21 protein-coding genes are annotated in these 20,959 nt (G+C 64.3%); 12 read left to right on the plus strand and 9 right to left on the minus strand.

Annotated elements, in window-relative coordinates; translation table 11 throughout:
• Positions 1 to 278: 278 nt before the first annotated feature.
• Positions 279 to 905: a transglutaminase-like cysteine peptidase gene (locus DCG74_RS28730; RefSeq protein ID WP_172783091.1), complete on the plus strand. Its 627-nt coding sequence runs from the start codon at positions 279 to 281 to the stop codon at positions 903 to 905.
• Positions 906 to 1,007: 102 nt separating this feature from the next.
• Here DCG74_RS28730 and DCG74_RS28735 read toward each other — a convergent pair whose 3' ends face one another.
• Positions 1,008 to 2,768, minus strand: a complete 1,761-nt coding sequence (locus tag DCG74_RS28735; protein ID WP_172783090.1) for a CYTH and CHAD domain-containing protein — start codon at positions 2,766 to 2,768, stop codon at positions 1,008 to 1,010.
• A 175-nt stretch (positions 2,769 to 2,943) separates the two neighbouring features.
• Positions 2,944 to 4,491: an FAD-dependent oxidoreductase gene (locus DCG74_RS28740; protein WP_172783089.1), complete on the minus strand. Its 1,548-nt coding sequence runs from the start codon at positions 4,489 to 4,491 to the stop codon at positions 2,944 to 2,946.
• A 703-nt stretch (positions 4,492 to 5,194) separates the two neighbouring features.
• Here DCG74_RS28740 and DCG74_RS28745 point away from each other — a divergent pair.
• Positions 5,195 to 6,172, plus strand: coding sequence for a tripartite tricarboxylate transporter substrate binding protein (locus DCG74_RS28745; protein ID WP_257187444.1), 978 nt, complete (start codon positions 5,195 to 5,197; stop codon positions 6,170 to 6,172).
• Between the two features lie 38 nt (positions 6,173 to 6,210).
• Here the strand turns inward: DCG74_RS28745 and DCG74_RS28750 are convergent, their stop codons facing one another.
• Entirely contained in the window at positions 6,211 to 6,918 is a 708-nt protein-coding gene (locus DCG74_RS28750; RefSeq protein ID WP_172783088.1) for a GntR family transcriptional regulator, read from the minus strand.
• A gap of 258 nt (positions 6,919 to 7,176) precedes the next feature.
• On the opposite strand from DCG74_RS28750, the gene DCG74_RS28755 reads away from it, so the two are divergent.
• From DCG74_RS28755 to DCG74_RS28780, 6 genes are all read left to right on the plus strand, one after another.
• The gene (locus DCG74_RS28755) at positions 7,177 to 8,163 is read left to right on the plus strand and encodes an ABC transporter ATP-binding protein (RefSeq protein ID WP_172783087.1); all 987 of its coding nucleotides are present in this window, start codon (positions 7,177 to 7,179) and stop codon (positions 8,161 to 8,163) included.
• 43 nt (positions 8,164 to 8,206) lie between these two features.
• Positions 8,207 to 9,496, plus strand: a complete 1,290-nt coding sequence (locus tag DCG74_RS28760; protein ID WP_172783086.1) for a PotD/PotF family extracellular solute-binding protein — start codon at positions 8,207 to 8,209, stop codon at positions 9,494 to 9,496.
• Between the two features lie 5 nt (positions 9,497 to 9,501).
• Positions 9,502 to 10,455 (plus strand): ABC transporter permease, encoded by a 954-nt coding sequence (locus DCG74_RS28765; protein WP_172783085.1) that lies wholly within the window; start codon positions 9,502 to 9,504, stop codon positions 10,453 to 10,455.
• Positions 10,456 to 10,458: 3 nt separating this feature from the next.
• Entirely contained in the window at positions 10,459 to 11,337 is an 879-nt protein-coding gene (locus DCG74_RS28770) for an ABC transporter permease (protein WP_157333548.1), read from the plus strand.
• 20 nt (positions 11,338 to 11,357) lie between these two features.
• The gene (locus tag DCG74_RS28775) at positions 11,358 to 12,089 is read left to right on the plus strand and encodes an aspartate/glutamate racemase family protein (protein WP_172783084.1); all 732 of its coding nucleotides are present in this window, start codon (positions 11,358 to 11,360) and stop codon (positions 12,087 to 12,089) included.
• 169 nt (positions 12,090 to 12,258) lie between these two features.
• Positions 12,259 to 12,753, plus strand: a complete 495-nt coding sequence (locus DCG74_RS28780) for a hypothetical protein (protein WP_172783083.1) — start codon at positions 12,259 to 12,261, stop codon at positions 12,751 to 12,753.
• A gap of 179 nt (positions 12,754 to 12,932) precedes the next feature.
• On the opposite strand, the gene DCG74_RS28785 is transcribed toward DCG74_RS28780, so the two are convergent.
• Both DCG74_RS28785 and DCG74_RS28790 read right to left on the minus strand, forming a co-directional pair.
• The gene (locus tag DCG74_RS28785) at positions 12,933 to 13,289 is read right to left on the minus strand and encodes a hypothetical protein (RefSeq protein WP_172783082.1); all 357 of its coding nucleotides are present in this window, start codon (positions 13,287 to 13,289) and stop codon (positions 12,933 to 12,935) included.
• A 104-nt stretch (positions 13,290 to 13,393) separates the two neighbouring features.
• The gene (locus DCG74_RS28790; protein WP_172783081.1) at positions 13,394 to 13,729 is read right to left on the minus strand and encodes a hypothetical protein; all 336 of its coding nucleotides are present in this window, start codon (positions 13,727 to 13,729) and stop codon (positions 13,394 to 13,396) included.
• 92 nt (positions 13,730 to 13,821) lie between these two features.
• Here DCG74_RS28790 and DCG74_RS28795 point away from each other — a divergent pair, with 92 nt between their 5' ends.
• Positions 13,822 to 13,986, plus strand: a complete 165-nt coding sequence (locus DCG74_RS28795) for a hypothetical protein (RefSeq protein WP_172783080.1) — start codon at positions 13,822 to 13,824, stop codon at positions 13,984 to 13,986.
• Here DCG74_RS28795 and DCG74_RS28800 read toward each other — a convergent pair whose 3' ends face one another.
• Both DCG74_RS28800 and DCG74_RS28805 read right to left on the minus strand, forming a co-directional pair.
• Complete coding sequence (locus DCG74_RS28800; RefSeq protein WP_172783079.1) at positions 13,987 to 14,517, minus strand: gamma carbonic anhydrase family protein; 531 nt, start codon at positions 14,515 to 14,517, stop codon at positions 13,987 to 13,989.
• Between the two features lie 84 nt (positions 14,518 to 14,601).
• Positions 14,602 to 14,931: a hypothetical protein gene (locus DCG74_RS28805; protein ID WP_172783078.1), complete on the minus strand. Its 330-nt coding sequence runs from the start codon at positions 14,929 to 14,931 to the stop codon at positions 14,602 to 14,604.
• A 223-nt stretch (positions 14,932 to 15,154) separates the two neighbouring features.
• Here DCG74_RS28805 and DCG74_RS28810 point away from each other — a divergent pair, with 223 nt between their 5' ends.
• Both DCG74_RS28810 and DCG74_RS28815 read left to right on the plus strand, forming a co-directional pair.
• A complete protein-coding gene (locus tag DCG74_RS28810; RefSeq protein ID WP_172783077.1) occupies positions 15,155 to 15,862 on the plus strand; it encodes a hypothetical protein in 708 nt (235 codons plus the stop codon).
• Positions 15,863 to 16,148: 286 nt separating this feature from the next.
• Positions 16,149 to 17,975 (plus strand): caspase family protein, encoded by a 1,827-nt coding sequence (locus tag DCG74_RS28815; protein ID WP_172783076.1) that lies wholly within the window; start codon positions 16,149 to 16,151, stop codon positions 17,973 to 17,975.
• 39 nt (positions 17,976 to 18,014) lie between these two features.
• On the opposite strand, the gene DCG74_RS28820 is transcribed toward DCG74_RS28815, so the two are convergent.
• Both DCG74_RS28820 and cysE read right to left on the minus strand, forming a co-directional pair.
• Positions 18,015 to 18,233 (minus strand): DUF3126 family protein, encoded by a 219-nt coding sequence (locus DCG74_RS28820; RefSeq protein WP_007602550.1) that lies wholly within the window; start codon positions 18,231 to 18,233, stop codon positions 18,015 to 18,017.
• A gap of 131 nt (positions 18,234 to 18,364) precedes the next feature.
• Complete coding sequence (cysE, locus tag DCG74_RS28825) at positions 18,365 to 19,189, minus strand: serine O-acetyltransferase (RefSeq protein ID WP_172783075.1); 825 nt, start codon at positions 19,187 to 19,189, stop codon at positions 18,365 to 18,367.
• Positions 19,190 to 19,479: 290 nt separating this feature from the next.
• Between cysE and DCG74_RS28830 the strand changes: the two genes are divergently transcribed.
• On the plus strand, positions 19,480 to 20,883 hold the full coding sequence (locus DCG74_RS28830; RefSeq protein WP_172783074.1) for a hypothetical protein: 1,404 nt from the start codon (positions 19,480 to 19,482) through the stop codon (positions 20,881 to 20,883).
• Positions 20,884 to 20,959 lie beyond the last annotated feature (76 nt).

Genomic DNA, 20,959 nt, shown 5'->3' on the forward strand with positions numbered 1-20,959 from the left:
GATGCGGACGCCGCCTTTTTCACGTCCCGCGGCGAGCGGACAGCGGTTAACGGAGGGGCTGCAGATGAGCGCAAACAGCGCTTCGCCCAGCGCTTCCGCGTTAACAGATAAAATTTGAATCAATTTCAGTCATATCGAATTTTACGCAAGTTCTATTCAAGTATAGATCGAATTCGCCGCTCGTTTTACTTGTATTCGTCTCGACTTGACTTGGTCGACTTAGCGGCAACTCAAAAGCTCCGTGCGAAATGTGGTCCCAACAAGAAACGGGGGCCGCAATGTTTGACTTCAGGGGACAGGGGAAGGGACTGGCGCTGGTCGCCATGCTCTTCGGGATCAGCGCGGCAGCGCAGGCCGGCGAAGGCCGTCTGCTCTACGCGAGCCTCGGCGACACCACGCGTGCGCCGATCGGCTGGGTCGAGTTCTGCGCGGACAATGCTGCTCAGTGCCAGGGCGCGCCGCTGCAGCCGCGCGACATCGTGATGTCGCAGGCGGCATGGCGCGACCTCATCAAGGTCAATCGCTGGGTCAACGAGACCGTCAAGCCTCTGACCGACCAGGAGCACTGGGGCGTGATCGAGAAGTGGTCGCTGCCATCAGACGGTTACGGCGACTGTGAAGACTACGTGCTGTTGAAGCGCAAGATGCTGATGGATGCCGGCTGGCCGCGCCAGGCCCTGCTCATCACCGTGGTGCGCGACAAGAAGGGCGAAGGCCACGCGGTGCTGACGGTGAAGACCGACAAGGGCGAGTTCATTCTCGACAATCAGAACGAGAATGTCCTCGCCTGGACGGAGACCGGCTACCGCTTCGTCAAGCGCCAGTCGCAGGGCGATCCCAACGTCTGGGTGTCGCTGGGCGATACCAAGCCGGCGGTCTCCACCGCCAGCGCCAAAGATCAGTAGGAACGACAACAGGTTACGCGACCCGGTCACATCGTCCCAGACCGGTTCGCGCGCGGCCAGCCATCCCCCAATGGCTGGCCGCAACTTTTTGAGGCGACGCGATCAGCTCTGCTGGCCCTGGCGCGACCAGGGCACGCGCGCGGCGGTGAAATCCCGCCAACTATCCTGCAAGCCCTGCTGCACGCCGATCGATGCCCGCGCCTGCCAGCCGGCGATCGCGGCCGCCGCAATGGCGCTGTCGCGATCTTCGGAACCGAGCCCGTCGAGCAACGAGGCCGTCACCGCCATGTCGTTGAAGACGCCGAGCTCCTCCTGCAAGCCGGCGAGCCGGCGCGCGAATTTTCGGGCGGACTTGCGATCCTCGTACAGCGGCAGCAGGAACTCGCTGAGATAGCGCAGCCGCTTGGTGGCGAGCCGCAGGCGGTGCAGCTCGTCGATCGTCAGCGACTTGAAGCGGCGGCCGCGCTTGAGCACCTTGGCATACTGCTCAGACAGGACGCGCTGCGCGAAATTGACGGCGGGCTCGGCAAGCCGGCCGAGATCTTCCGGCGCGACGCCGTTGCGCCAGCCGCGCGTCTCGATCCAGCCGCCGAGGCCGATCAGGAAGACGGCACAGCGGCGATCATCGAGCGCATTGCGAGCCCTGCGATAGGCTTGCGCCTGACGCTGAGCCGCGACCTGCCCAAGCGCATCGAAGCCCGCGACCGAAGGACAGGCTTTTGCGATCGCCGGCAAGGTGGCGAGCTGGAACACGTCCCAGTCTCGCGCCGCGGACAAGCCTTGCGCCAGCCATGTGGCTTCCGAGCGCAGCGCATCGACGTGGCTGAGCGCGCCGACCGATCGCATCAGGTCGAGCGCAGACCGCAGCCGGCGCAACGAGACACGCAGCTGATGCACGCCTTCCGGATTGCGGCCGTCCTCGGCCGCCGGCAGCGATTGCAGCAGGTGCAGGAAGCAGGCGCGCAGGATGGTCGCGAAGGCCTCGTCGAGCGTCACGGAAGGATCGAGGCGAAGCTTGCGCGGCCGGCGCGCCGACGGCGGCAGGTCCCCGGCAAGGTCGAAGCCGCGTGCGGACTTGCTGCGGATGGACGGCTTCACCGTTCCGTGCTCCGCAAGGCGCAGCGCGATCTCGTAGATCGCGCTCGGGCTGCCGCTCTTCAGCTCCAGCTCGATCTCGCTCACCGGCATTGACCTGCCGCCTGCGCTCAGCTCGCCCTGGTCGAAGGCGACCTCGACCGTGCCGGACGGCAGGTCGACGATGCGCGTGTGCCGATGCACATCGGCCGAGAACACCGCTTCGAGCGGTTGCGCGTCGAGATGGCCGCGGAGCTTGTCCGGAATGAACGGCATCGCCAAAGCGAAATCGGGCGCAAGCGACGGCACACTTGCTTCCCATTCGCCGCGGCGCAACGGATCGTCCGCAACCTCGGTCTTCACGGTCTGCACGAAACGCGTGCCGCTCTGGCGGACGCGCAAGCTCAGGCCGGCGCGTCGTAGCGCCCGCTCGGGCGTGTCGTAGTAGACGGATTTGAGGCGTTTGCGCGCGCCCTTGTTGCGCGCGTTCGCCGCGATGACGGGCGCTGCGCGGAAATCCGCCATGCGATCGGCATCGACGAGAAGCTTGAGCTCGATTTCACCGGCGGGATGAGCGGGCTGCGTTGGGTTCGGCGCGGGCGTCACATCCTGCGATGGCGTCTGCTCAATGGGAGTGCGCTCCTCGGCCGTCGCGGGTTCCACGCTGACTTCCTCTCGTTGCCCCAGGAAGCCGGTGCGGAGCTGCGTTCTCTTGGTGTTCCCAAGAGCAGGACTGGTTTCCGGCGCGCTCGGAGTCTTGCGAGCCGGCGCAGCGTCTGACTTTAGCATTTGCGGTAACATGACAGTTCAATGACAGGCGACAGGATATAGCCTGTACAGCCTGCGAGGACTAGTCACATCAGATCGGCGCGCATCATGATTCACATGCAGCTCGCCAGGTAAAAGCTGCAGCCGTCGGCGCAAGCCCCCTTAATCCTGACCACAACACGCCGAGGGATGCCGGTCATTCTGCCGCTTCAAGATTGGCCGGCTTTTCAGCCTCGCCGAGTGGGGAAACTGCCGGGCCGTTGAGCGCGGTGCCATCGGGTGCAAACTGCGATCCGTGACATGGGCAATCCCAGCACTGTTCGAGTGAGTTCCAGTGCACGACGCAGCCCAAATGGGTGCAGCTCGCCGAATGCAAATGCAAATGTCCGCTTCGGTCCCGGCACGCCGCGATCTTCTTCAGGCCACTTCGGAAGAGACGCCCCTCGCCGGGCCGCAGATGTTCAGCGCTCGCGATTTCACTTGCGGTGAGATACTCCGCGAAGTTCTTGATAGGAGTGATGTTCTCGCTGATGAACTCGCCGATATTCCTCTGAATCTTTCGTGACGGAGCGTAGACGTCCTCCCAGGGACTGGCGCCGCTGGTGACGAGATCCGCGATCAGCATGCCCGCCACGAGTCCGTTCGTGATCCCCTGCCCGGAATCGCCGCTGACAATGAATACATGCTCCTCGTCGGGGCTGCGGCCGATGAAGCCGGCGAAATCGACCGGTTCCAGCACCTGACCCGACCACCGATGAGTGACCTCGCGCAAATCCGGCAATCGCTCGCGCGCCCAGCGCTCAAGCGCGTCAAGGCGCTGAGCGCCATCATTTGCCTCACCCGACTTGTGATCTTCGCCGCCGATGATCACGATGTCCTCGTCGGCAGACAATGGTTGGAGGCGGACATAATGATAAGGATCGAGCGTATCCCAATAGAGCGCATCCTCCACGGCGCCGGCCGCAATCTTCGCGGCGAGCGCATAAGTGCGGTAAGGCGCCTGCTTGGTGTGGATCGCCACCTGCACGTTGACGGGCGAGTTGGTCGCCACCACCACGTCGGCGGCATGAACCTCGTAGCCTGAGGCGGTGCTCACGACCATGCTGCCCTGGCGTTGCTGGATGCTCTCGACGCAGGTGTCGGCGTAGAGCTGGGCGCCCCGGCGCTGCAGTGCGCTCGCCAGACCGGCGAGATATTTAGTCGGATGCAGGCGCGCCTGGCGCGGAAAGCGCAGAGAACGCGTCTGACCCCTGTCATGGAATGGTGTCGGCTCAAGGCGATTCTCGACTGGAATCTGCAGCTTGCGACAGCGGTCCAATTCACTATCCAGTTCGGATGCGGACGTTTCGGGTGCCTGTACCCAATAGCCATCGACGCGTTTGAAACCGCAATCGATGTGCTCGGCGCCCTGGATGGCCTCGACGCGGTCGATCGCGGCAGCAACGCTCTGATAGTAACGCCGCGCACAGTCAGGGCCGCGGACTCGCACGAACGCATCGTAACCGTCATCGAGCGCGGTCGCCAGATGCGCCGTGGTGCGCGCCGTCATCCCGCTGCCGATGCGGCCACGATCGATGACTGCGACCGAACGTCCATGGCGGGCAAGTTCATATGCGACCGAAAGTCCGGCTATTCCGGAGCCGACCACGGCAACGTCCACGCCGACCGTACGCGACAGCACCGGAGCCTCGGCGACAGATACGTCCATCCAGAGGGACTGCGTGTGCTCATCCCGTACGTTCATGGCGCTGCTCCTCGAAACAACAAACGATGCAGCGGAATGACGGTTCCTACGTGCGCGGCCGAACGACACGCCAATGAGATAGCCGCATTCATTAGGAACCTTCACCGTGCTCAGGCTTGAACCGGCATGAAAGATCCATCACCCGGAATGCGAAGGGCATTGCGTCAGGCCCAGTTGTACGGCCACTTGCTCGTCCGAAACGACAGGCTGTATTACCCAGGAGGCAATCATCCGATCTGCTCAGTGCAGCTCGCACGAGAGATGGTCAGGTCGGGATGGATGACAAAACAGGACGGCGAATACGAGATCACGCCAGAGGGGCAGCTTGCCGCCGAGAGCGAACTCGGCCGCTGAGGAGCCAATGCGGTGCCCGCGCGCGGCTTGTCGCGCTTGGGGTCGGAGCGCGACTTGCTCGGCGGGCAGCCGGGATATGTTTGACTGATCCGGCGATTGCTTCATGGACGAGCAGCACGGTCCCCACAAAGAGCTGCCATGCCATTATTCCGTCCCAAGGAAGATCTCCGGCGCCGTCTCGCACTGGCCAGGCGCTCGCCGCCAACCTTGCTGCGGCAGGCCCGTCATCGTCGTCTGGAGACCGCCATTTCACACAGTAAAATGTTGTTTCTATTTGCCTCCGCTCGTGTGACATCTCTGCCCGGCGACCGCAGGGCGCCCAAGACGCAGAGCGAAACGGGAGGGGCAAGTGAGGACATTCGTCGGAATATTGGGGGCTGCAATTACATGCCTTGTGATAGCGACCGCTGAAGGGTCTGCAGCCGAAGCCTGGCCCACCAGAGCCATCAAGATCGTCGTTTCGACGCCCGCCGGCGGCATCACCGATGCATTCGCCCGCGCCTATGGCGATTACATCTCCCAGAAGCTCGGGCAGCCCGTCATCGTCGAAAACAAGACGGGAGCGAGTGGCGCGCTGGCAGCGCAATCGGTCAAGGAGTCGCCGGCGGACGGCCACACGCTGATGTACACGATCTCATCCACGTTGCTTGGAAACCGGCTGCTGCTGAAATCGCTGGCCTATGATCCGGACAAGGATTTCACGATCGTCTCGGTGACGCCATCGGGTCATCTTCCGCTGGTCGTCCATTCCGCCACCGGTGCAAAGTCCATCGAAGATTTCGTCGCCTATGCACGCCGCAACAAGGTCACGGCAGGCTCGTATGGGATCGGTTCGTTCGCACACATCGCGATCGCCGAGCTCAACCGCCAATATGGCCTCGACATCTCCATCGTGCACTACCGCGGCGAAGCGCCAATGTGGCAGGACCTGGCGGCCGGCGTCATCCAGGCGGCGACCGGCAGCTATCAGGCTGCGCTTCCAGTCCTCGATACCGGCGTCGGCCGCGCGATCGCCGTTCCGTCACTGGTTCGCATGAAGAAACTGCCGGACACCAAGACGTTCACCGAGCAGGGGGTCACCGGCAAGGTGTTCCAGCTCACGAGCTTCACGACCCTGGTGGCGCCCGCTGCAACACCGCCTGACCGGATCGAACTGCTCGCCAAGCTCATGGTCGAAGGCGGCAAGACAGAGCGTGTCCAGAAGCTGCTCGACGCCTTCGGCGTCGACTCGCCGGCAATGGATCGCGCATCCTCGATCGCCCTCTACGAAAAAGAAGGGCCGGTCTGGCTGGAGTCGATCAAGAACCTCGGCTTGGAGCCACAATAGCTCCCGGCTCGCCGGTCCCATACCGACGCAAGCAGCCCTCAGGCCCCCAGCACGTCTGCCAGCCGCAGTTCGTCGGCGGCGGGATCCTTCAGGAACAGCTCTGCCTCGATCTCGTTCAGGTGCGACAGCATCAAGGCGCCCGCGCGCGCCTTGTCGCGCTTGCGGATCGCGGCGACGATCTCAGCGTGATGATCGGTGCCGCACGCCGGCGTGTCGTGGCGGCGGTAGAGCAGGATGATGAGCGAGGAGCGCGCGATCAGCTCCTTCAGGAAGCCGACATAGATGCTGTGGCCGCTCATCTCGGCGACGAGGCGATGAAACTCGCCGGAGAGACGGACGGAGGCGCGCGCATCGCCGCGCAATTCCGCTTCACGCTCCTCGTCAAGATGCTGGCCAAGGCGATCGAGCCAGGCCGGCGAGACCGCCTCGATGGCGTGATCGACGATGCTGGGCTCGATCAGCCGGCGCGCCTCGAACACCTCGCGGGCGTCGGCCGGGGTCGGGCGCGCGACGAAGGCGCCGCGATTCTTCTCGATGCTGACGATGCCCTCATGCGCGAGCTGCTGCAGCGCGGTGCGCACCAGCGTCCGGCTCGCGCCGTAGATGTCGCCGATCTCGTCCTCGCCGAGCTTCGTGCCGGGCAGCAGGCGATGCTCGAGGATCGCGGCGGTCACACCCTCCCGGATGCGGCTGACGCGATCGCTCGCATCGGGCGCATCGGGTTTCTGGCGGGTCTTGGCGGCCATGATTGTGAGGGCTCGATCGACGAACGTTCGGCCTGCAATGTTAGTCGACGAGCTGTATCCAATCACAGGCGAAACTTTATACAATCTTCGCCCGTTTTGTGTGCAGGTGACTGCACAGGCGGCGGGCGGACAAATTGGCCCGGAATCGATCTAACGATCTGACTCCGTTGCACAGTTTTGGAAATTCGCACTGTCGTTGGCTGTTGGCACGGACCTTGCGGAGAGAGGCGGGACGCATCGCCCCTCCTCGGATACGCCATGGCCATTCCCGCCGCTCTCGAACTGGTCGCCGTCACCAAGCGCTACGACGCCACGCTGGCGGTCGATAACGTCAACCTGAAGATCCCGGCCGGCACCTATTGCTGCCTGCTCGGCCCCTCCGGCTGCGGCAAGACCTCGACGCTGCGCATGATCGCAGGCCACGAGGCTGTGAGCGAAGGCGACATCCTCCTCGGCCCGCAGAACGTCACCGACCTGCCGCCGGCCGAGCGCGGCACCGCGATGATGTTCCAGTCCTATGCGCTGTTTCCGCACCTCTCCGTGATCGACAACGTCGCGTTCGCCTTAAAGATGCGCGGCATCGACAAGCCGACGCGGCACAAGCGCGCCGGCGAATTGCTCGAGCTGGTGGCGATGAGCCAATATGCAGGCCGTCTTCCCGCGCAGCTCTCCGGCGGCCAGCAGCAGCGCGTCGCGCTCGCCCGCGCGCTGATCACCGAGCCGCAGATCCTCTTGCTCGACGAGCCGCTCTCGGCGCTCGACCCGTTCCTGCGCGTCAAGATGCGCGGCGAATTGAAGCGGCTGCAGCGCGAGCTCGGCATCAGCTTCATCCAGGTCACCCACGGCCAGGAAGAGGCGATGGCGCTCGCCGACCACATCGTGGTGATGAACCACGGCAAGATCGAGCAGCAGGGCACGGCGCGCGACATCTTCCATCATCCCCGCACCGAATTCGTGGCCCGCTTCATCGGCGGCCACAACGTGCTCAGCGACGCCGGCAATCTCATCGCCGTCCGCGCCGATCAGCTCGGCATCGCGCCGTTCGCCGACGGCGCCTTCGGCGCGCCGGCGCTGCTGACCCAGACCGAGTACCAGGGCTCCTACATCGCCGTCTCGCTCACGCTCGACGACGGCACCGCCCTGTTCTCTCACGTTCCCGAGGCCACCTTCGACGTGCATCCGTTCCGTCCGGGCGATCGCGTCCTGGCGACCTGGGATCCCGCCAAGGCGCAACGCCTGCAATAGCACCCTTCACCACGGAAATGCGCAACACAGAGGAGTGAGCGAAATGACCGAGACGACCAGGAAGACCGGCGTCAGCCGCCGCACGCTATTGAAGGGCACCGCCGGTCTCGCCGGCCTCGCCGCCGGCTCCGGCGCGATCACCGGCTTTCCCTACGTGAAGTCGGCCGATGCGAAGGTGCTGCGTTATCTCGGCACGGCGGTGAACGAGGGCGACGACATCTCCAAGCAGTGCCTGAAGGACACCGGCATCAAGATCGAATACATCACCGCGACCACCGACGACGTCACCAAGCGCGTGATGACCCAGCCGAACTCCTTCGACGTGCTGGACACCGAATATTTCTCGCTGAAGAAGCTGGTGCCGTCGGGCAACATCCTCGCGCTCGACGCCAAGAAGATCAAGGAGTTCGACAACATCACGCCCGTCTTCACCAAGGGCGAGACGCCCGGCGGCAAGAAGATCGGCGGCCAGGGCACCGCGCCCTGGAAGGTGCTCTATCTCGAAGGCAAGGATTCCAAGAAGTTCGCGACGTCGGCGACCGAATTCGTCACGCTGATCCCGACCGTCTACAACGCCGACACGCTCGGCATCCGCCCCGACCTGATCAAGCGTCCGATCAGCACCTGGGCCGAGCTGCTCAACCCCGAGTTCAAGGGCAAGGCCTCGATCCTCAACATTCCCTCGATCGGCATCATGGATGCCGCGATGGTCGTGGAAGCCTCCGGCAAGTACAAATATGCCGACAAGGGCAACATGACCAAGGAAGAGATCGATCTCACCATGAAGGTGATGACCGAGGCCAAGAAGGCCGGCCAGTTCCGCGCCTTCTGGAAGGATTTCAACGAGAGCGTCAACCTGATGGCCTCGGGCGAGACCGTGATCCAGTCGATGTGGTCGCCGGCGGTGACGAAGGTCCGTTCGATGGGCATCCCCTGCACCTTCCAGCCGCTCAAGGAAGGCTACCGTTCCTGGGCGTCCGGCTTCTGCGTCTCCAAGGGCGTCTCGGGTCAAAAGCTCGAATGGGCCTATGAATTCGTGAACTGGTTCCTGTCCGGCTTTGCCGGCGCCTATCTCAACCGCCAGGGCTATTACTCCGCCGTGCTCTCCACCGCGAAGGCGCACATGGAACCCTACGAATGGGCGTACTGGATGGAGGGCAAGCCGGCCGAGAAGGACATCAAGGCGCCCGACGGCTCGCTGCTGGAAAAGGCCGGCGCGGTGCGTGACGGCGGCTCCTACGAGGACCGCATGGGCGGCGTCGCGTGCTGGAACGCCGTGATGGACGAGAACGACTACATGGTCCGCAAGTGGAACGAGTTCATCGCGGCGTAACGGACATGTCGGAAGAAGTCCTGCAACAGGCTACCCCGGGCTTGATCCCGGGGTCGGGCACAGCGCGCGCCGCAAAGCCGACGCGCCTGTCGCCGTCCTTCATCTCCTGGCTCCAGGCCGGGCCGATGATGCTGGTGTTTCTCGCCTTCTTCCTCATTCCGCTCGTCTTCGTCGTCATCGTCTCGTTCTGGGACTACAACGAATACCAGCTGCTGCCGGCTTTCTCCGGCCGCGGCTACACCGACACGTTCGAGGGCTGCATCGCGCAGCTTCCGGACCTCTGCACCATCGGCAAGACCTATCTGATGACGCTGAAGCTCTGCTTCATGGTCTGGGCCATCACTCTCTTCGTCGGCTTCTGCGTCGCCTACTTCCTCGCCTTCCACGTCAAGTCCAAGACCTGGCAGATGGGCTTGTCGCTGCTCTGCACGATCCCGTTCTGGACCTCCAACGTGATCCGCATGATCGCCTGGATCCCCCTGCTCGGCCGCAACGGCCTCGTCAATTCCGGTCTGGTCAAGACCGGCTTGATCAATCATCCGCTGGAATGGCTGCTGTTCTCCGAATTCTCGGTGGTGCTGGCGCTGGTGCACCTCTTCACCTTCTTCATGGTGGTGCCGATCTTCAACTCGATGGTGCGCATCGACAAGTCGCTGATCGAGGCCGCCTATGACGCCGGCGCGACCGGCTTCCAGACCCTCGTCAACGTCGTCATTCCGCTCGCCAAGCCCGGCATCGTGATCGGCTCGATCTTCGTCATCACCATCGTGATGGGCGACTTCATCACCATCGGCGTGATGGGCGGCCAGCAGATCGCCGCCGCCGGCAAGATCATCGAGACCCGGGTCAACGCGCTGCAGTTCCCCGCCGCCGCGGCCAACGCCGTGATCCTGCTCGCGATCACCTTCCTGATCATCACCATGATGTCGCGCATCGTCGACATCAAGAAGGAGCTCTAGAGCATGAAGGAAGGACGTCCGCGCTCGTTCTACGTGCTCGCGATCTTCTTCGCGGCCTATGTGCTGTTTCTCTACGGGCCGATGATCGCGATCTACGTGCTGTCGTTCCAGGGGCCGCAGGGCGGCCTCACCTTCCCGATGAACGGCGTGTCGACGTTCTGGATCGCAAAGCTGTTCCAGGGCACCGGCATCGTCGATCTCGGCGCCGCCTTCCGCCGCTCGCTGCTGCTCGGCATCATCGTGATGATCGTCACCGTCGTGCTGTCGGTCGCCGCCGGCATGGCGTTCCGCCGCAAGTTCAAGGCACAGAGCATCCTGTTCTACTCGGCGATCGCCAGCCTCATCGTGCCCTCGATCATCACCTCGCTCGGCATCTCGCTCGAGTTCCGCATCATCGACGACCTGATCAAGGCGCATTGGAACGAGAATTTCGAGACCTCGATGGGCCTGCTCACATCCGGGCTCGGCGCGCACCTGACCTGGACGCTGCCGTTCGGGCTGCTCATCATGTTCGCGATCTTCAACCGCTTCGATCCGCGGCTGGAAGAAGCCGCGCGCGATCTCGGCGCGACACCGTGGCAGACGTTTCGGCATGTCGTGCTGCCGATCATCCTGCCCTCGGTGATCGGCATCGGCCTGTTCGGCTTCACGCTGTCCTGGGACGAGCTCGCGCGCTCCAGCCAGGCGATCGGCGCGGTGAACACGTTGCCGCTCGATCTGCAGGGCCTCACCACCACCGTGACCAACCCCGACATCTACGCGCTCGGCACCGTGATCTCGGCGGTCTCGTTCACGGTCATCACGCTTGCGCTCGGCACCATCCACATGCTCAACAAGCGGCAGGCGGCCAAGGGCTCGGACGCCGGCAAGGGACTCGTCTGAGAAGGGACTCGTCTGTTCTGATGCGGCTTCACGTCGTGAATCCCAACACAACGGCGTCGATGACGGCGAAGATCGCCGCTGCCGCGCGCAGCGTTGCCCTCGCCGACACCGTGATCGATGCGCGTCAGCCGGCGATGGGCCCGGTCTCGATCGAGGGGTTTTACGACGAAGCTTTTGCGGTACCGGGCATGCTCGGCTGCATCCGCGAGGCCGATCGCGACGGCGCGGACGCGCACATCATCGCCTGCTTCGACGACACCGGCTTGGATGCCGCGCGTGCCGCCGCCAAGGCACCGGTGATCGGTATCGGCGAGGCCGGCTTCCACCTCGCGAGCCTGATCGCCGCGCGCTTTGCCGTGGTGACCACGCTCGGCGTCTCCATCGTGCCGATCGAGCACAATCTGCGGAAGTACGGCCTGGCCGAACGCTGCGCCCGCGTCCGTGCCGCCGAGGTCCCGGTGCTGGCGCTCGAGGCGCGCAACGCTGAGGCGCTCGGCAAGATCTCGGCGGAGATCACCGCCGCGATCCGTGACGACCGGGCAGAGGCCATCGTGCTCGGCTGCGCCGGCATGGCCGATCTCGCGGGCGAGCTCGCCGCCGCGCACGGCCTGCCCGTGGTTGACGGCGTCGCCGCCGCGGTGACGCTGGCGGAATCACTGGTGCGGCTGGGACTGACGACGTCCCGCCTCGGCCCCTATGCGGCCCCGCGCACGAAGAGCTATTCCGGGCCGTTTTCTCAATTTCAGCCTTGATCCTTACCATTCGGGGCCGGCAAGGCTCGCTGAACACTGGTTTTTTTGCGCTCAGCCTCCTTTTGGTCCCATTCCTTGCCGAAACGTAAGGCTTTCGGGACGCCCCGGTGACCCCTCTGGGTTGCCGGTCTTCGCCACTCACCAAGTTTCAATTTGGGTTTTGTCAGCGATGATCGATCTCGCCCAGGACACGCCGTCCAACCCCCTCCTTCGCCTCGGCGCCCAGCCGATCGCGCTGACCGCCGCCGCCCTTCTCCTGCTGATCGCCGGCGTGACCTCGATCGCGATCTGGCGAGCCTATTCCGGCGCCGCCCCCGAGTCCGACCGGGTGGTGGCCTCGCGGCAACTTCAGGCCCGCACCGCCCAGGCCTCCGAGCAGCTGGTCGAGAAGACCAAGGGGCTGGAAGCGACCCAGCAGGAATCGATCGACCAGCTTCAAGTGGTGCAGGACCAGCTCCAGACGATGAAGCGGCTGATGGCGGCGCAACAGGCCGACACCAAGCGTCTGTCCGAGCAGGTCACAGCCTTGAACGAGTCCATCGACGGCCTGCGGCAGTCCTTTGCCAGTGCACGGGCGACCGAGGTCGAGACACCATCGGTCACCCGCAGGAAACCGGCACGGCACCGCGTCCAGGCCAGCGCGCGCAAGCGCTCGCGCGGCTGAGCCGATCACAAGGCGGGAACTTTATTTTAGCCAGTTGTGAACTGGATCACATTCGCCGGTGTGATTCCGCGCGATGCTCGCAATACCGGATGGCGTGAGCCGATTTCAATATCCGGGGCTGGCAAGGTCGTTGACGGTATACTGCGTCAACGGCCTTGTTTTTTAACAGCTATTCCGCCTCACTCGCAGACGTCGACCCGGCGGTAGCGCCATCCCGATGGCGTCATGACACGCTTCCGCGCGACATAGCAGCCGCCATAGCCATCGTTGTAGGCGGGGCCATAGTCGTCGGGGACGGCGTAATAGGGATAGCCGTAGCCATATCCGTAATAGCCGCTGTACAGGCCGGCACCGGCGACGCCTGCTCCGATCGCCACGCCAGGCCAGAAGCCGCCGCCATGCCAGTGGCCGCGATGGCCCCAACCGCCACCATGACCCCAGCCACCGTGTCCGAATCCTCGCGCCTCGGCCGCCTGCGGCGCTGACAAGCCGATCACTGCAACGGCCAGCGCCGCTTTCATCATCCTGCGTAACATCACTCGATTCCTGTGCGTGGACACGCTCCACGCTTCAACGCAGGACCAAGCTAACGTCAGCCGATCATTCGTGACAGCCACACTGTCTCACTTCCGCGCGAGCGTCAGCAGCCGCGGCAGATGCTCTTCAATTTCCTGTCGAGCTGGCGGTTCTCGGCGTTGACGGCGGCATCAACCCCGCCACCACCTGCGCCGCTGCCGGTCGTGACTCCAGAGCCCGGCCCGGAAGATTGCGCCGTCCCCAGGCTGTTGGTGCCAGGCGGCGGTGCCGGCGAATTGGCGATACCTCCGGTCGATCCCACCGAGCCTCCCGTCGACCCCATCGAGGCTCCGCTCGATCCGGCAGACCCGCCCGCCGTTTGCGCGAATGACGCGGCCGGCATCGCCGCGAGTGCGAGGATCAGAAGCGCGGTCTTGATCGAAGCGCACGACCTGGCCATCGGAAATCTCCTTTGCCAGTCAACGGTCGCCGCGAAGACCTGTTCCGGAACAAACGCCGTCACATCAGCTTGACGACGCAGGAGCAGTCACGATGACCGATCGCGATCCATTTGCAGAGGGCGAACGCGCCGCGCGCGAAGACATTCCGGCTGAGGCCAATCCCTATCGCGACGGCAGCGACGAGCACGCGCTCTGGGCCGCCGGCCACAAAAAGGTGGCAGGCGCGATCGAAGCGCGCCAATCCGAAGGCAGCTGATCAGCCGATCCGCTTCAGGCCCTGCTTGAAGCGCGGACCGTTGGCCACATAGAACCTCGCCGCACTCCCCATCTTCTGCACCTGCGCGTCGTCGAGGGTGCGGATCACGCGCGCGGGCGAGCCGATGATCAGCGAGCGCTCGGGGAACTCCTTGCCCTCGGTGATGACGGAGCCGGCACCGACGATGCTGTTGCGGCCGATCTTCGCGCCGTTCATCACGATCGAGCCCATGCCGATCAGCGCGCCCTCCTCGATGGTGCAGCCGTGCAGGATGACGTTGTGGCCGACGGTGCAGTTCCTGCCGATGACGAGCGGAAAGCCGAGATCGGTGTGGCAGGTCGAGCCGTCCTGCACGTTGGCGCCCTCGCCGATCTCGATCCACTCATTGTCGCCGCGCAGCACCGCGCCGTACCAGACGCTCGCGCCCGGCTTCAGGCGCACCCGGCCGATCACGGTCGCGGTCTCGGCGATGAAATAATTGCCGTCGGCGGGAAGGTCGGGCGCCTGCCCGTCGAGCTCGTAGATGGCCATGGGGGTCTCCTGTCGCGTTGACGACTGGCATAGCCAAACGGCCGCCCCGACGCAAAGGGCCGGCCGCGCTCGAGCGCGCGGGCATCAGGCCAGAAGGCCGGCGGCGCGCAGCGTCATCAGGAAGAAGGTGCCGCTCATCATGCTCCAGAACCCGGCGATGAGGGTTGCCATCATCACGAATTCGACGCGGCGGCTTTCCACCCGCATGCCGCGCAGCGTGTTGCGCATGATGATGAAGGGCGCGGCGAACACCAGGAACGGAACCGCCGCGAAGGTTTTCGGCGCCACGCCGTCTTGCAGCAGGCCGAAACCGGCGGGCCGCTGCGCGAGCGCCTGGTATCCGTTCACGAGCGCGCCCGCGAGCGCGAAACCGATGCAGATCGAGAAGAAGGTGTTGAAAGCTTCAGGTGTCATCGGAACTGCTCCGCCCTTACGCAACGCGCGTGCCTTCCTGTGACAAAGAGTGCGCCTTAACGCTACATTATCCTTAAGGAAAGGTTAACGCGGCCGGCCGGCCCGCGCAGGGGCCGTCCCCGCTTCCCGCAGCCGGGAACGCTCCGCGAAACCGCCGTCGCATGGCATATTCGCCGCTGATTCGTCGGCCATCGGCCGACCTCTGGTCGACCTTGCGCAATTCATGACCTTGTTCTCGGCAGCTTCCCTCAGGTCCCCTCGCACGCGCACCCGGGCGCACGTCGTCCCGATCGTGCTCGGCGGTGCTGCCGCGGCGTGCGCGGTCGCGCTCGTCGCCTATCTGTTGTGGCCGACCTGGGGCAGCGGCGGCGCGAACGCCCCGGACAAGCTGCCGGTGAGCGTCGGCGGCACGTTGTTCAACCTGCCGGTCACCGCGATCCGGATGAAGATCCAGCGGCACTCGGGGCCGCAGGAACGCATCGATCTCGACTTCCTCTATCCTTCGCTGGAGCCGCCCGGCGCGCCCAAGCACGTCACCTCCGACACGGCGGAAGCGGCGCTGCAATCGATCGACCGCGTCTTCCTGTCGATCGCGGCCCATCACGATGCGCTCTCGCCCGAGCAGCGAACCGCCACGATCTATCCGCGCTATCTCGACCAGGCAGCAGTGATGCCGGCGGACGGCCTGACCATGCGGATGTTCCGCACCGACACGCCCTACGGCAGCGAGGACCTCTATTCCGCTGCGAGCCCCGCGCTGACCGCGCGCTGCACGCGCGATGCGGCTACCCCGGGCATGTGCCTCGCCGAGCGCCGCGTCGGCGGCGCCGACCTCACCTTCCGCTTTCCACGAAGCTGGCTGTCGCAATGGCGCGACGTGGCGGAGGCGATGGACAGGCTGACGGCGCAGCTGCGCGGGCCGCGGGGCTGAGCGGGGCCGGCTGGAGCCTCCGAAATAAAAAATCGAAAACAACCCCATGCACAGTAGCCAAGCGTGGGCAGCATCGAGCTTTTTCGTATTTTTCGAATAATGATTGACCTGTCGGGGCAAAACAGGGCATGATGCCACGATGCGGTGGCCCACTGGGGGGCCGGCGTCTTTCACGGCACCGGGGTTTGCCCGGATGGCCGCATGGATATGTGACTGATATCACTGAGCACAGATTGCGTTTGGCTATCCTGCGAATAATCTGACGCTATTGCATTCGGGGGCTGGAATGCGGCTTCGGCTGTTTGTTTTGTTGATTGTTGCGATCTGGGTCGGAGCCGGACCGGCGCTGGCCGAGAAGCGCGTCGCGCTCGTCATGGGCAACTCGGCCTACACGAACGTGGCGAGGCTGGCGAACCCCGCGAACGATGCCGCCCTGGTCGGTGGCATGTTCAGGAAGGCCGGGTTCGATACCGTCGACATCAAGCTTGATCTGAACGTCGTCGACATGCGCAAGGCATTGCGCGAGTTCGGCAGCAAGGTCCGAGATGCGGACGTTGCAGTCGTCTACTACGCCGGCCATGGCATCGAGCTTGACGGCACCAATTATCTGATCCCGACCGATGCCGCGCTGGAGACCGACACCGACGTTCTCGACGAAGCGTTCCCGCTCGACCGGGTGCTGTTTGCGGTCGAGCCGGCCAAGCAGCTGCGCCTCATCATCCTGGACGCCTGCCGCGACAATCCCTTCGCCAAGACGATGAAGCGTACCATCGCCTCGCGTGCCGTCGGCCGCGGGCTCGCCAAGGTCGAGCCGACCAGCCCGAACACGATGGTCGCCTTCGCGGCCAAGGCCGGCTCGACGGCTTCGGACGGTGATGCGAAGAACAGCCCGTTTGCCACGGCTCTGGTCGACCGCCTGCCGACGCCGGGGCTCGACCTCGGCAAGGCCTTTCGATTCGTTCGCGATGATGTGCTCAAGACCACCGGCAACAAGCAGGAGCCGTTTGTCTACGGCTCGCTCGGCGGCGACGACGTGACACTGGTTCCGGCCAAGCCAATCGTCACCGGCCCTCAAGCCAATCCACAGGACACCGTACGTCGTGATTATGAGCTGGCGCTTCAGCTTGGTACGCGTGACGGCTGGACCGCCTTCCTCGCTAGCTTTCCCAGCGGCTTCTATGCCGATCTCGCCAAGGGTCAGTTGAACAAGATTGCCGCCGAAGAAACCCGCGCCGCCGCTGCGGAGAAGGCCAGACAGGCCGAGGACGAGAAGGCAAAGCTGGCGTCCGACCGCGCCAAGAAGGCCGAGCAGGAGAAAGCAGCAGCCGCCGCGAAGGCCGCTGAGGACGCCAAGGCAGCGGCGGAGAAAGCCAAGCAGGTCGAGGAAGCCAAGGCAGCTGCTGCCGAGCAGCGCAGGAAGGACGCAGAAGCGGCTGTCGCCAAAGCCTTGGCCGACAAGCAGGCCGCCGAAAAGGCGCTCGCCGACAAGACTGCGAACGACAAGGCGGCTGCCGAGCTCGCTGCAAGGCAGGCAAGTGACAAGGCACAGGCCGAGCAGAAGGTCGCGGCGGTTACCCCAACTCAATCGTCGCCCAGTCTTTCGCCGCAAGAGACCGCAAAGCTTGTGCAGTCGGAGCTGCGCCGCGTCGGTTGTCTGGCCGCCGCTGCCGATGGCGACTGGAATGCGTCATCACAGCGCTCGCTGACGCTGTTCAACAAATATGCGGGAACGAAATTCGACGCCAAGCTCGCGAGCTTCGAGGCGCTCGATGCGATCAAGGCCAAGCCGGGCCGGGTCTGCCCGCTGGTCTGCGATCGCGGCTTCAAGGCGGACGGCGATGCTTGCGTGAAGATCACCTGCCGCGCCGGCTATCGCGTCAATGACGACAATGAATGCGAGAAGATGCAGGACAAGAAGCCGGTCGCGGCCCGCGAGGACGCCAAGAAGCGAGATGCGGAGCGGAAGCAAACCGAAGCTGCACCCGCGAAGCCGTCTGCATCTGGACAAATGGTCTGTAACAACGCGGGCTGTCGTCCGGTGAAATCCGGATGTCGGATAGTCCGAGACATTAAGGCCAATTCGGCATCACAACTAGTAGAAGTGTGCGACTGAGAGGCCTTCGCGAGACCCAAGCGGGGCGCGACGCCGCACCTACTCCTGATCCACCAGATCGTCCTCGAGGATCGCCATCTGGAACTGGAACGAGCGATCGTCGTCCTCGTCGTCGACGAAGAGCACGCCGATGAATTCCTCGCCGATATAGACTTCGGCGGAATCGTCCTTCTTCGGCCGCGGCACGACGCGGATCTTGGGATTGCCGAATACGCGCTTCAGATACGCATCCAACTTTCTGACTTCTTTGACGTCCACGGCAAGTCTCCGATCGAAAATGGTCGGCGGGTTTTAGGACGAGATGCGGCGAACCGCCAGCACGAATTGCCAAAGAAATTTGGGACGAAAAGGGCCGGAAAATCCGGCCCTTCGCAGCGTCAAAAGCCCGCTCAGAGCCCCATCGCGTTGATCATCTGGTCCATGGTGCGCGACGGCTCGGCGCAGCCGGCCTCGCCGACGATCTTGGCCGGCACGCCCGCGACCGTGACATTGTGCGGCACCGGCTTGACCACGACCGAACCGGCGGCGATCCGCGCGCAATGGCCGATCTCGATATTGCCGAGGATTTTTGCGCCGGCCCCGATCAGGACGCCGTGGCGAATCTTGGGGTGACGGTCCTCGTTCTCCTTGCCGGTGCCGCCGAGCGTGACGCCGTGCAGGATCGAGACGTCGTCTTCGATCACAGCCGTCTCGCCGCAGACGAAGCCGGTGGCGTGGTCGAGGAAGATGCCGCGGCCGATGCGCGCGGCGGGATTGATGTCGGTCTGGAACACCGCCGAGGACCGGCTCTGAAGGTAATAGGCGAAATCCTTGCGGCCCTTCAGATAGAGCCAGTGCGCGAGGCGATGGGTCTGGATGGCGTGAAAGCCCTTGAAGTAGAGCAAGGGATCGATGAAGCGCGAGGTCGCGGGATCGCGGTCGTAGACGGCAACGAGATCGGCGCGGAAGGCGTTGCCGAGATCAGGATCGTCGCGCAGCGCCTCGGAATAGGCCTGGCGCACGAGATCTCCCGACAGTGCGGAATGATCGAGCCGGTCGGCGACGCGGTGGACCACCGAATCTTCGAGGCGGCCGTGATGCAGCACCGCCGAATAGATGAAGGTCGCAAGCTCGGGCTCGCGTCGGACGATGTCCTCCGCTTCGCCGCGGATCCGATCCCAGATCGGATCGAGCGATGCGAGCTTTCCTCCCGGATTGACCTGATGCACTGCCATGGATTTTCTCTTTGGAATTTTGCTCTTCGAATGGGCGTCTTTTGCTCTCTGTATAGCACAGTCTAGACGAGAAAGTCCTGACGGGCTTGCCTGAGAGTGAACAGCACCTTGCCCCATTGGGCATGCCAAGGCCTTGAAACACAACAGTTTCTTGTGACGCCCCAAGCGGCAAGGTCGGCTCAAAGTGGTCAGAGTTTCGCCAAATTCAAGCCGGGCGGCTTCAAACTATTGGTGAATTCTCTTTGAGCCGTTATTGGGGTCATTGGTCCGAAGCGAGGCTGGGAGCGGATTTGAGCATCACCACCGATCAATTGCGCGCGCGCGCAGCTGATACGTTTTGGCTGCGGCTGGCGGCGGTGGCCTTGCCACTTCTCTTGCCCCTCCTGATGATCGCGCCGGCGGTCTGGAACGGCTATCCGCTGTTGCAATGGGATACCGGCGGCTATCTGGCGCGCTGGTACGAGGGCTACCTCGTCCCCAGCCGCTCCACGGTGTTCGGCCTCTACCTGCACTATGGCGAGGGTTTTGGCTTCTGGATCAACCTCGCGGTCCAGTCGCTGGCGACCCTGTGGCTGCTGCAGCTCACGCTTCGCGTGATGGGTTTGATGCAGACCTTCCGCTTCGTCGCGATCAGCTTCTGCCTGATGCTGTCGACCGCGCTGCCCTGGCTTGCGAGCATGCTGCTCACCGACATCTTTGCCGGGCTCGCGGTGCTGTCGCTGTTTCTGCTGGTGGTCGGCGCAAGCCGCACCTCGGCGCGCGAGAAGATTTCGCTGTTCGTCTTCACCGCCTTTGCCGTGGCGACCCACAGCGCCACGCTCGGCGTGTTGCTGGGGCTGTGCGCCGCCGGCTGGATGATGCGGCCGTTCGCGGGCGGGCGGCTGCCGCTCGCCGGATTGACGCAGGCGAGCCTCACCATCGTCGCGGGCGGCCTGATGCTGGTGTCGGCAAATTACGCGCTGTCCGGCAAGCTGGCCTGGACGCCCGGCGGCTACGGCGTCGCCTTCGGCCGCATGATGCAGGACGGCATCGTCGCACAATATCTCAACGACCGTTGCCCGCGCGAACGTTACAAGCTCTGCCCCTATCGCAACGAGCTGCCGGCCAGCGCCGACGAGTTCCTGTGGGGCCAGAGCATGTTCAACACGCTCGGCCGCTTCGATGGGCTCAACGATGAGATGGGCACCATCGTCGTGCAGTCGCTGAAGGATTATCCGGCCTGGCAGGCCGGCGCGGCGCTGCGCGCGATGGGGCAGCAATTGCTGCATGTGGCGACCGGCGAAGGCACCAACGGCTGGATCCCGCACACCCGCGGCATCATCGAGCGCTACATCCCCGCACAGGCCGCGCCGATGCGCGCGGCGCGGCAGCAGAACTGGGGTATCAATTTCGATTACGTGAACTGGCTGCATGTCCCGGTCGCGCTGGCCTCGATGCTGGCGCTGGTCGCGCTGCTTGCGCAAGCGCTGGCGAACCGCCGGCTGGACGATCTGACGCTGCTGGCCGGAACGGTGACGCTGGCGCTGCTCGGCAACGCCTTCATCTGCGGCGTGATCTCAGGGCCCCACGACCGCTACGGCGCGCGCATGGTGTGGGTTGCGACGTTCGTGGCGCTGATGGCAGCGGCGCGGCGTTGGGGACCTGGCGATGCGGGCCAGGACGTTCGCCAACCAGGCGGCCGCCATCGGCATTAGCAGCTTCCGCTTCGTCGAGGTCGTATTTCCATGGAGAAACGCCGCGCGGTTACGTCGCTCGGATCGACTGGACTGC

The organism is Bradyrhizobium sp. WBAH42 (assembly GCF_024585265.1).
Taxonomy (GTDB): domain Bacteria; phylum Pseudomonadota; class Alphaproteobacteria; order Rhizobiales; family Xanthobacteraceae; genus Bradyrhizobium.